This window comes from Enterorhabdus sp. P55, assembly GCF_009911695.1.
GTDB lineage: Bacteria > Actinomycetota > Coriobacteriia > Coriobacteriales > Eggerthellaceae > Enterorhabdus.
In genome coordinates this window covers 1-11,041 of the sequence record NZ_QWKK01000081.1, presented here as the reverse complement: position 1 = coordinate 11,041, position 11,041 = coordinate 1, and the positions used below count along the sequence as shown (strand labels likewise).

The window sequence follows — 11,041 nt, the reverse complement described above, 5'->3', positions numbered from 1 at the left end:
CGGCTGCCGCCGAGCGCGAGCTGGCCGTGCAGCAGGCGCGGGATGCGGCTGCCGCCTGCCAGCGCGAGGAAGCCGAGCGCGCCGCGGAGCGCCTGCGGGCCCTCGAGCGCGAGCGCGACGGGCTGGCCGCCGACCTCAAGGCGCGCCAGGCCGCCTTCGACGCGGAGAAGTCCCTGGCCGTGCAGCAGGCGGCCGCCGAGCTGTCCGACCAGCTTGCCGAGGCTCGCCGCGCCCGCGACGAGCTCGTGCGCGAGATGCAGTCCCAGGCGCGCGAGGCCGAGCTTCAGCAGCAGGTGGCGCTTCAGGAGGCCGCCGCGGGCGCTGAGGAGGCCCGCCGCGCCCTCGAGCGCGAGCGCGACGAGCTGGCGGGGCGCCTCGAACGCGAGCGGCTGGAGGCAGAGCGCGCTGAGGCGGCCCACGCGAGCGAGCTGGCCATCCAGCTGCGCGCGAAGGACGACATCATCGCCACGCGCGAGCGCGAGATCGACGACATGCGCCATATGCGCGCCGAGCTCTCCGTCAAGATGGTGGGGGAGAGCCTCGAGCAGTTCTGCGAGAACGAGTTCAACAAGCTGCGCGCCACCGGCTTCCAGTCTGCCGTCTTCGGCAAGGACAACGACGCCGCCGACGGCTCGAAGGGCGACTACATCTACCGCGAGCTGGACGCGGATGGCGCCGAGGTGGTCTCCATCATGTTCGAGATGAAGAACGAGGCCGAGGACTCCACCCACCGCAAGCGCAACGAGGATCACTTCAAGAAGCTCGACCACGACCGCCGTGCCAAGGGCTGCGAGTACGCGGTGCTCGTCTCGCTGCTCGAGCGCGACAGCGACTACTACAACACCGGCATCGTGGACGTGTCCTACGCCTCGGGCTTCGAGAAGATGTACGTCATCCGCCCGCAGTTCTTCATTCCCCTGATCACCCTCATCCGCAACGCGGCGCTGCGCTCGCTCGATTACCGCCGCCAGCTGGCCGAGGTGCGCCAGCAGAACGTGGACGTGACCAACTTCGAGGAGCAGCTCGACATGTTCAAGGCGGGCTTCGGACGCAACTTCGACTTGGCCCACCGCAAGTTCGAAGACGCCATCAAGGACATCGACGCCACCATCAAGAAGCTCGAGAAGATCAAGGCCGAGCTGACGAGCTCCGACAACAACCTGCGCCTGGCCAACGACAAGCTCGACAAGCTCACGGTGAAGCGGCTCACGCGGAAGAATCCCACCATGAAGGCGGCCTTCGCCGAGGCGGCCGAGCGCCGCGCCGCCGAGGGCGAGGCCTCGGGCGGCGCGAACGGATGGGAGCTTGCCGACGAGGACGACGATATCCTTGAGGTGGAGCTCGTAGAGGAGGACGCCGACGCATAGCGCCTTGCGCTGCCTGCCTGCGGCCCGGCTCCTATTGCGGGGGCCGGGCCGTTTTCGTCCTGCACGCAGGGCGGCGCTGAGGTCGCATCGAGGGCGCCGCCTGCTTGGCGACGCTGACGCCTGGGATGAGGAGGGCGGGTGGGAGACCTCCGCCTTCGCTCGCCAGAAGAGGTCGTCTTTGGCCTGCGCGACGCCCCCATCGCCTGCGCAAAGGCCCCGCAGGCTCTCGGTTGTGGATGTTTCGTGAAGGTCGGAGCGGCCTGATCCGGCGTGCGCGGCGGGCCGCCGTACCATCGTCATCCCACCGCGACGTCGGCTGCCGTCCAGGCGCGCCCGACCGCTCCGGTGCGTCGAACGAGCCGAACCGCCGCGCCCCCAAGGTCGCCGGCGCGCATCCTGGGCTTGCCGTCTCTTGCGGCGCCTGCCCGCCCTTCGGCTCGCGAACCCCCAAAGAAGCGAAGTGAAGGCACCGCGTGCGAGACGCGGCGGCCGTCCCATGCCCGCCCCCTCGTCGAGGGGCGCGTGAGCACGGGCGGGGAAGGAGGGCGCCATGGAGCAGACGAGAAAGCCGCCGAAGAGCGCCGGCGGGGAGGAGGCGCGCTTGATGGGCGCGGACGGTGCGGCAGGGGCCGGCATGGGGCGCAGCGCGGCTGCCTTCGCGCCGGTCGCATCGGAGGACGGCCGCGCAGGGCGCGTCGCGGGGGACGGCCCTGCGTCGGCGGGGGCCGCGCGGCTCGAGGAGGAGCGGCATCTGGCCGCCACGCTCGCGCAGCTGGGCGCGGCGCTCGCGCAGGCTGAGGGGCTCGCGCGCGCCGTGGCCGGCGGCTATGACGAAACGGCCTCCGCGCTTATGGCGGCGCGCGGCGAGCTTGCGCCGGAAGAGGCCGCCCATGGCAGCCTCGAGCTCGACCGCATGGGCCGTCAGGCGGCGCTTGCCGAGGAGTCGCGCGAGCGCCTGGCTAAGCTGCTCGACGCGCCGTACTTCGCCCGCGTGGACTTCGCCGCCGCAGACGCCGCCGACGACGAGCCGCCGATGACGGCCTACCTCGGCCGCTTCGCCTTCTCCTGGGAGAGCCGATCGGTCGTGTCTGACTGGCGCAGTCCGGTGGCTGGCCTGTTCTACGACTACGAGCCGGGGCCGGCGGCCTTCGAGGCGCCGGGCGGGCGGCGGGAGGGCGCGCTCGTCCTCAAGCGCCAGATTGCGGTGGAGGGCGGCCGGATCGCCTGGGCCGTCGACACCGGCTCGAGCGTGCGCGATGAGGTGCTCGCCCGGGCGCTGTCGCAGGGCGGTGATACGCGGATGCACGACATCGTCGCGTCCATCCAGCGCGAGCAGAACGCCGTCATCCGCGACGAGGAGCCGGGCACCCTCGTCATCCAGGGCGTGGCCGGATCGGGCAAGACCTCCATCGCGCTCCATCGCATCGCCTACCTGCTCTACCGCCAGAAGGAGCGGCTGAGCTCGCGGTCGGTGGCCATCGTCTCGCCGAGCCGCGTGTTCGCCGACTACATCTCCGGCGTGCTGCCTGAGCTCGGCGAGGAGCCGGTGGGGCAGTGGAGCCTCCACGGGCTGGCGTCGCTTCTGCTCGAGGGCGTGGCGCGGGTGGAGGCGCCTCGCTCCTGGGCCGACGAGGCCGACCCGGCTCGCGTTGCGCGCGCCGCCGCGAAGGGAATGCGCGCCTTCGCGGACGACCTGGTCGCGTGGCTTTCCGCCGCCACTGCGCCGGATGCCCCCGAGCCGCTTCTCGACCCGCGCGACCTGACCGTCGGCACCGCCGTGGTCGAGGGCGGCTGGCTTGCGGCGCGCTTCTCCGGATACGGGGCCCTGCCCCTCGTCGAGCGGCTTGACCTCCTGGCGGGCGATGCGCTCTCCCAGGCCGTGGCGGCGAGTTTCGGCCGGGCGCGCCAGGGGCTGCCCACCCGGCGTGAGGTGCGCGGTCGGCTTTTGCGGATGATGCGGGTGCGCGATGCGATGGCGCTCTACCGGCGCTTCCTTGCGGAGACGGGGCGCAGCGCGCTTTTGCGCGTGCCGGCGCGCGGGATGGTGGAATGGGAGGATGCCTTCCCGCTTGCGCTCTGCCGCCTGGCCTTCGACGGCCCGGGCGCCTTCCCCGCGCTCGCGGCCGTGCGTCATGTGGTGATCGACGAGATGCAGGACCTCACGCCCGTGCAGCATGCCGCCCTGGCCCGGCTGCTTCCCGGCGACAAGACCCTCCTGGGTGACGTGAGCCAGCTCGTTGACGGGCGCGTCTCCATGACGCCGGAGGACGTGGCGGCGGCCTACCCGGGCGCGCGCCTCGTGCGTCTCATGCGCAGCTACCGGTCCACCTGGGAGATCACCGAGCTGGCTGCCCGGGTGCGGCCCGTCGAGGGCCTGTGCGCCGTGGAGCGCCACGGGCCGGCGCCGCGCCTCGTCCGCTGCGGCGACACCCGCGGGGCGCTCGCGGCTGTGGACGAGGCGGTGGGGACGTGGCGCGCCGCCGGCGGGCGCACGCTGGGCGTCATCGCCAAGTCCGACTTGCTGGCCGCGCGCTATGCCGAGGTGCTGGCCGCGCGCCATGAGGTGGCGCTCGTCACCGACGAGACCGAGGAGTTTCCCGCGGGCATCGCCGTGTGCTCGGTGCGGATGGCCAAGGGCCTTGAGTTCGACGACGTGGTGCTGCTCGACGCTGACGCGCGCCAGTACGCCACCGAGGCCGACCGCTGCCTGCTCTACGTCGGCATCACCCGCGCCATGCACCGGCTGACCGTCGTCTACCGCGACGAGCCGTCGCCGTTCCTGCTCTGAGTGCGCCCCGCCGGGTCGTGGCGGGGGCGCCCGCTGGGTCGGGGCGTCGGACGTCCCGCCGGATCGCGCGATCCCCGAATCGGCCTTTTTCTGGCGAGCAAGGACGACTCTGCGACATCGGAAAGCCCCCTCTGCCCCGAGGTCGTGCGAGGAGACGGGTCGCCGTCTGCGTTTTTCCTGGTAAAAGCCAAGGCTAACTTATTTCGGAGCCGCCATGGGGCCGGAGAATGTTGCAAACCCGTCTTTGCTCGCCAAAAAACGGCTGATTCGCTGCCCGGTCTGCCCCCGTTGCGGCAGCGGCTCGCCCGCCGGCCCCGGCTATCACCTCCGGGCCTGGCGGATGGCACGGGCGGTCGTCTAGCCACCAGGGTAGTCTGCGCCGCCTCGCCGGTCAGCCGCCCGCCGACTGGCGTGCTCCTGCTCCCACGTCGGCGGGCCCTCGCGCCTGCCCCCCCTCGCCGGTCAGCCCCCGTCGACCGGCGTGCACCAGCACCTGCGCGACAGCCGCTTGGGGCGCCGGCACCTGCGCGCCAGCCGCCGGCCGGCCCCCGGCGGCACTCGGGTATACTGGCGCGAGACGAAAGGGGGCTTGATGGACGAGCACGATCGCGAGCGCCTGGCGCGCTTCGAGGCGGTGCTGGCCGACCTGCGGGCCGAGCAGGAGTCGGCCGCGGCGACGCTCGAGCGCCTGCGTGCCGAGGGCAAGACGCGCACGGCCACCTACCAGCAGATAGCCGGACGCAAGCTCGCCCTGCGCCAGGCGGCCCTGCTGTTCGAGGCCCACGGGCTGCTCTAGGGCGGCCGCGCAAGGAGGGGAGGGGCTCATGGCCCGCGACTGGATAGACGAGCACCTGCTGGGAATGCCCGGCTGCGAGAAGGACTGGAAGGCCGAGTGGGAGTGGTGGCGCTACCAGGTGGGCGGGAAGCTCTTCGCCGCCACCATGACGCCGGGGCCGTCCTATGACGCCGCCTACGCGGGGCGCGACCTGCTCTCGCTCAAGTGCGACCCGGCCTGGGCCGAGGCGCTGCGCGCCGAGCACGCGGGCATCCTGCCGGGGTTCTACGCCGACAAGCGCCACTGGATCTCCGTTGACCTGGGCAGCGACGTGTCCGACGAGCTGCTGCGCGAGCTCATCGGACACTCCCACGCGCTCGTGTTCTCCAAGCTGACGAAGAAGGCCCAGCGCGCCATCCTCGGCGAAGGCGCCTAGCGCGGCGGCGCGGACGCCTCCTCCCCGCGTTCCTCGCGATAGCGGGCGAGCGCGGCGTCGTAGCCGCCGGCCACGCGGCGGTAGTGGAGCGCGTAGCCGGCACTGGCCCCGGCCAACGCCACCAGGTAGATGACGCAGAAGCTCACCCACGGCCCGGCATCGTCCATCGGGAACCATGCGCCGAGCCACGCGCACAGGATGAGCGCCGGCAGCGCCGTCGCGCCGAAGCCGAGCACGCGGGCGGGGTAGGCAAGCCGGCGGATGGGGGCGCCCGAGAACCAGAGCGACTGGAGCGCCGCCAGGAGCGCGCAGGCAAGCAGGATGGTGAGCGAGTAGCAGATGCCCGGCTCGGGCCCCGCGAAGGCGAGTCCGGCCAGCGACCAGATTCCCATCGTGGCGGTGAACAGGACGCAGAAGGTGACGGCGGCGCGCTTGGCTTGCGATCTCATGGCGCTTCCTCTCTGACGGCGGGGCAGGTGGGGTGAACGGATTCGGCTACAGGCCGATCTTGGCCCGGAAGACGGGGGCGAACTGGCGCGAGGCGATGACCGACTCGCCGTTTGCGAGCACGAGCTCGAGCCGGGCGCCCGGGTAGGGACGCAGGGCGCGGACGTGGTCGAAGTTCACGAGCAGCGTGCGCGAGGCGCGGACGAACTCCGTGCCGGTCAGGCGCTCCTCCAGATCGGCCAGGCGCAGGGGGCACTCGATGACGCTGTCGGCGCCGTAGAGGAAGCAGGCGCCGTCCACCGACTCGGCGTAGAGCACCTGGGCGGCGTCGACGATGACGAGCGCGCCGTCGGCGATGCCGGTGAGGCGTCGGTCGAGCGCGCCCACCGCGGCGACGATGGCCTGGACGCGCTCGTCGACGGCGCGGCAGGTGATGAGCACCTCTACCTCGTCGGCATCGGGGCGCTCCTCGACGGTGATCCTCATCAAGGTCCTCCTCCGGGTCGCAGGATCAGGGGTGTCCGGCGGGCCCTCACCGGAACGCCCCTAGTGTGCCGCGCCCGGTTGCCGCGCGCAAGCGGTGCGGGCCCGACCTGCACCAGGAACGTCCTCAGCTGCACGGACGCGGGTCGAAGCCTCCGCAGCCAGCTGTCGGCCCCGGCCACCGGCGCGTGCGATGCCGCGCACCCCGGCGCGCAGCGCGGCGTTCCCTAGAGCGCGCTCTCGGGCTTGCCGCCGGTCGCCGCGACGCCCGCCTGCCCTCGCTGGCTGCCGTGAGGCGCGCCCTCCTCGTCGAGATGGCGCAGGCTCGGCGTCGCGAGCGCCCACAAGGTCACAGCCAGCCAGCAGCCGACCAGGACGAAGGCCGCCAGGGACACGCCGCCGGCCTCGGTCACCGCAGAGCTGGCGAACACGGCCACGGGCGCGGCCGCGAGCATGAGCGAGTTCTGCGTGCCGAGCGCCGAGCCGCGCCGCTCGGCGGGGATGCGGTCGAAGGTGAAGAACCCGAGCAGCGCCGAGGTCGGGCCGGCGGACAGGCCGACGACGAGCGCGCCGGCCAGCATGACGGGAAGGGAGGCGAGCGAGCCGAGGACGGCCGCGCCCGCGGCCATGCCGCCGAGCGAGACGATGAGCCAGGTGCGGCGACGCAGGCGGTGTGCCAGGGCGGAGTAGGCCAGCGAGCTCACCAGCATGCCGGCCGACATGGCGCAGAGCGCGTAGCCGAGCAGCTCCGGAGAGCCCGCCGCGGTGAAGTGCACCGGCAGGACGATCCCCTGGAACGAGCCCATGATCATGACGATGCCGAAGGTGAGCAGCACCGAGCTGCGCAGCAGCGCGTCGCCGCGGAAGAGCACGCGCACGCCGTCGCGCAGCGCCGCGCGCATCCCGGAGACGATGCCGCCCTCAGGGGCTTCCTCCGCGCTCGCGGCTTCCACGCTGCCGATGGAGCGCGGAAGCGTGAGCGTGACGAGGGCCGCGGCCAGCGACATGGCCGCGGTGAACCACAGCGCGCTCACCCCGTCGGTGACCGTCAGCAGGAACGCGGCGAGCGCCGGGCCCACGATGACGGTGAGCGAGTCGATTGACTGGCTCAGCCCCATGAACTTCTGAAGGCTGCGGCGGTCGTGGTCGCATATCGCGGGCAGCAGCGCATCGCGGGCGGTCATGCCGGGGATGTCGCCGACGGCGCCGAGCAGGCCGAGGGCCACGAACCAGCCGAAGCTCAACCCGAAGGTCAGGTCGACGATGGGCAGGAGCGCCACGCTCAATGCCGACAGCAGGTCGGCGGCGATGGGGACGTCGCGGCGGTTGAGGCAGTCGATGAGCGCACCGCCGGCCAGGCCGATGAGCATCTGGGGCACGGCGCAGATGAGGGCGAGCGTGCCGGCGGCCAGCGCATCGCCGGTGGTGGCCAGCAGCACGAGCGGCAGGATGACGCCGGCGACGGAGTTGCCCGTCAGGGAGAGCGCGCAGGAGAGCAGGTAACGCGGCGATACCGCGGCGCGAGTGGTCATGGTCTCGATCCTTCCTCGATCAGATTCCTTCGTCGAGGGAGTTAAAACTATGACGCTGCGTCGGGGTCAAGCGGGCTGTGGTGGGATTGTGGAGGGCACGGCCGCCCCCGGCCGGGCCCGCGCGGCTACCCCGCCTGCCCGTCCAGCAGGCTCTCGATGGCGCGCTCGATGCGCGCAATCACGTCGCGCTGGGCGGCGTTCATCCCGACGCGGCTCGCCTCCTCGAGCATCAGCTCGCCTTCGGTGGGTGGGCGCAGCCAGTTGTCGCGGCTGAAGCAGGGGATGAGGGGGGCGAGCGCCTCGAGGGCCTCGGCCACAAGCCCCGCGCGCTCCTCCTCGGGTGCGTCGGCGCTCAGGGCCTCCAGGCGCGCCTTGAGCGCCGCGACGGCCGAGGCGTCGAGGCTGTCCTCAAGCGCCTCGGCCACGCGCTTGAGCTCGGCCACGTCGTCGGCGCCGTAGGCGTGCCCGGCGATGACGAGGGTGTCGCGCTCCTCCTCCGTGAGGCCGGCGAGGTCCTCGTCGCTGGCTAGCAGGCGCAGGGCCTGGCCGAAGGGAACCGGCAGGTCGGGCCTGAGGCGCTCGGCTCGCAGCGAGGCGATGACGCGCCGCTGCTCCTCGAGGCGCGCGATCTCCTGCTCGAGCTCGCGGTCGAGCTCGGCGAGCGGGTCGGTCGCCGGGCCGTCGGCCGATGCGCCCGCGTCCACCTGGGCCATCACCTCGCCGATGCTGGCCAGCGGGAAGCCGAGCGAGGCGAGCCGCTTTATGCGGAGCACGCGCGCCAGGTCGGCGGGCGCGTAGTCGCGGTAGCCGTTGGCGGACCGCGGCGGCTCAGGCAGAAGGCCAAGCGCGTGGTAGTGCCGCAGCGTCCTCACCGTCACGCCCGCTATCCGCGCCACCTCGCTGCTTCGCATGAACCCTCCTTCGCGCCGTTCCGTCGTGCTGCCGCCATCATACCCGCCTGTTCCGCAGGCGGCGACGGGAAGGGCGAAAAGACACGGGTCGGCGCCCGCGCGCCGCTTTGGCCTCCGCCACGCGGGCGCGGCGCGGCTTCTCCTATAATCGAAGGCGATGAATCCGGTCGCCTCGCGCGGGCGGGCGACGGCGGGCGACGAGGGAGGCGGCCGATGGGGAAGCGTGGCGCGAAGGCGGGAGGGCCTGCGGCCGGGGGTGACGCTCTTATGCTGTTCTCGGCGCCGGTGCGCGAGTGGTTCGCGCGCGCCTTCGACGCGCCCACGCCCGTGCAGGCCGAGGCATGGCAGGCCATCGCGCGCGGCGAGAGCGCGCTCGTCATAGCGCCGACGGGCTCGGGCAAGACGCTCGCGGCCTTCCTCTTCGCCATCGACCGGCTCATGGCGGAGAAGGCGGCGGCCCAGGCGGCCGGCGAGCGCTGGGCCAAGGGCGTGCGCGTGCTGTATGTGTCGCCGCTCAAGGCGCTCGGCGCGGACGTCGAGCGCAACCTCCGCGGGCCGCTCGCCGGCATCGGGGCCGCGGCGGCCGCCGCGGGCGAGGACGTGCCGGAGGTGCGTACGGCCATGCGCACGGGCGACACGACAGCCGAGGAGCGGCGCAAGATCGTCCGCAACCCGCCTGACATCCTCATCACCACGCCCGAGTCGCTCTACCTCATGCTCACCTCCCAGGCGCGCGAGACCCTGCGCACCGTGCAGGCCGTCATCGTGGACGAGGTGCACGCGCTCGCCGGCGACAAGCGCGGCGCCCACCTGTCGCTCACGCTCGAGCGGCTCGACGACGTGCTCGCGGCGCCGGCCCAACGCATCGGGCTCTCGGCCACGGTGCGCCCGCGCGATGAGGTGGCGCGCTTCCTCGGCGGGCCGCGGCCCGTGCGCGTAGTGGCCCAAGAGGCCCCGCCGTGCCTCGATCTGTCCGTGCGCGTGCCCGTGCGCGATATGACGGCCGTCCCCGCCCTCGGCGGCGATGTGCCTGGCCGCGAGCGGGGGAGCGGCCCGCGCCGCGCGCCCGCCGAGGCGGCCTGGAAGTCCGACCGCGCCCTGCGCGCTCTGATGGCGGGGGTGTCGGGCGCGCCGAACCCCGACGGCCGCCTGGGGTCTTCCTCCATCTGGCCGCACATCGAGGCGGCCGTCCTCGACGAGGTGCTCGCGCATCGCTCGACCATCGTGTTCGTCAACTCGCGCGGCCAGGCGGAGAAGCTGACCGCGCGCCTGAACGAGCTCTACGCCCGGCGCCTCGGGCTGGGCGCGCCGCGCTCGGAGGCGGCCGGCTGGTGGACGGGCGTCGGCGGCGCCGAGGACGCGCCGGGGCCTGGCATGCGCTCGGACATGGGCGGAACCTCGGAGCTGGGCGAGGGCGCGCCGGCGCTCATCGCCAAGGCGCACCACGGATCGGTCTCCAAGGAGAAGCGCCTGGCGGTGGAGCGTGAGCTCAAGGCCGGCGAGCTGCCCTGCGTGGTGGCCACCTCCAGCCTGGAGCTCGGCATCGACATGGGCGCCATCGACCTCGTGCTCCAGGTGGCCCCGCCGCCGTCGGTCGCGAGCGGCCTGCAGCGCGTGGGCCGTGCGAACCACCAGGTGGGCGGCAGATCCCGGGGCGTCGTCTTTCCGCGCACCCGCGTGGAGGTGGTGGACGCCGCCGTCGCGGCCGAGGGCATGCGCGCCGGGGCCATCGAGGCCACGCGCCTCGTGTCGAGCCCCCTTGACGTGCTCGCCCAGCAGACCGTCGCCGCCGCGGCCGTCTGCCCTGATGGCCTGCCGGTCGAGGACTGGTACGCCACGGTGACGCGCGCGGCCTGCTTCGCCAGCCTTCCGCGCGCGGCCTTCGACGCCGTCCTGGCCATGCTCTCCGGAGCCTATGACGTGGCCGACGTGGCGCCGCGGCTCGTGTGGGACCGCGCCGCGGGCGTCATCCGCCCGCGTCCCGGCTCCCAGCGCCTGGCGGTCACCGCGGCGGGCACCATCCCCGATCGCGGGATGTTCTCGGTGGTGCTGCCCGAAGGAGACGCGCGCCAGGGCCGCCGCCGCGTGGGCGAGCTGGACGAGGAGATGGTGATGGAGTCGCGCGTGGGCGATGTCATCGCGCTCGGCACGAGCACCTGGCGCATCACCGAGATAGGGCCCGACCGCGTCATCGTGGAGCCGGCGCCCGGGCGGGCGGCGCGCCTGCCCTTCTGGCACGGCGAGGCCATGAGCCGCCCGGCGGAGGCCGGCCGCGCCCGCGGGGCCCTCCTGCGCGCGGCCG

At 73.1% G+C, this 11,041-nt stretch carries 9 protein-coding genes; 5 read left to right on the top strand and 4 right to left on the bottom strand.

What is annotated here, in order from left to right; genetic code table 11:
* The 4 genes from D1643_RS08165 to D1643_RS08150 all read left to right on the top strand — a co-directional run.
* The coding region (locus D1643_RS08165; RefSeq protein WP_160710152.1) for a DUF2130 domain-containing protein at window positions 1-1,367 on the top strand (1,367 nt) is incomplete at its 5' end.
* A 550-nt stretch (window positions 1,368-1,917) separates the two neighbouring features.
* Entirely contained in the window at window positions 1,918-4,155 is a 2,238-nt protein-coding gene (locus D1643_RS08160; RefSeq protein WP_160710151.1) for an ATP-binding domain-containing protein, read from the top strand.
* A 592-nt stretch (window positions 4,156-4,747) separates the two neighbouring features.
* On the top strand, window positions 4,748-4,951 hold the full coding sequence (locus tag D1643_RS08155; protein ID WP_160710150.1) for a hypothetical protein: 204 nt from the start codon (window positions 4,748-4,750) through the stop codon (window positions 4,949-4,951).
* 28 nt (window positions 4,952-4,979) lie between these two features.
* On the top strand, window positions 4,980-5,366 hold the full coding sequence (locus D1643_RS08150; protein WP_160710149.1) for an MmcQ/YjbR family DNA-binding protein: 387 nt from the start codon (window positions 4,980-4,982) through the stop codon (window positions 5,364-5,366).
* Here the strand turns inward: D1643_RS08150 and D1643_RS08145 are convergent.
* The 4 genes from D1643_RS08145 to D1643_RS08130 form a co-directional block, all read right to left on the bottom strand.
* On the bottom strand, window positions 5,363-5,815 hold the full coding sequence (locus tag D1643_RS08145) for a hypothetical protein (RefSeq protein WP_160710148.1): 453 nt from the start codon (window positions 5,813-5,815) through the stop codon (window positions 5,363-5,365). The two genes, D1643_RS08150 and D1643_RS08145, sit on opposite strands and share 4 nt — an antisense overlap.
* A gap of 46 nt (window positions 5,816-5,861) precedes the next feature.
* Window positions 5,862-6,299, bottom strand: a complete 438-nt coding sequence (locus tag D1643_RS08140; RefSeq protein WP_160710147.1) for a LytTR family DNA-binding domain-containing protein — start codon at window positions 6,297-6,299, stop codon at window positions 5,862-5,864.
* A gap of 224 nt (window positions 6,300-6,523) precedes the next feature.
* Window positions 6,524-7,828, bottom strand: a complete 1,305-nt coding sequence (locus D1643_RS08135; protein WP_160710146.1) for an MFS transporter — start codon at window positions 7,826-7,828, stop codon at window positions 6,524-6,526.
* Between the two features lie 125 nt (window positions 7,829-7,953).
* Window positions 7,954-8,739 carry a MerR family transcriptional regulator gene (locus D1643_RS08130; RefSeq protein ID WP_160710145.1) on the bottom strand — a complete coding sequence of 262 codons (786 nt, stop codon included), beginning with the start codon at window positions 8,737-8,739 and terminating at the stop codon, window positions 7,954-7,956.
* 213 nt (window positions 8,740-8,952) lie between these two features.
* Here D1643_RS08130 and D1643_RS08125 point away from each other — a divergent pair.
* Window positions 8,953-11,041, top strand: a 2,089-nt coding sequence (locus tag D1643_RS08125) for a DEAD/DEAH box helicase (RefSeq protein ID WP_160710144.1), incomplete at its 3' end; no start/stop codon positions are given.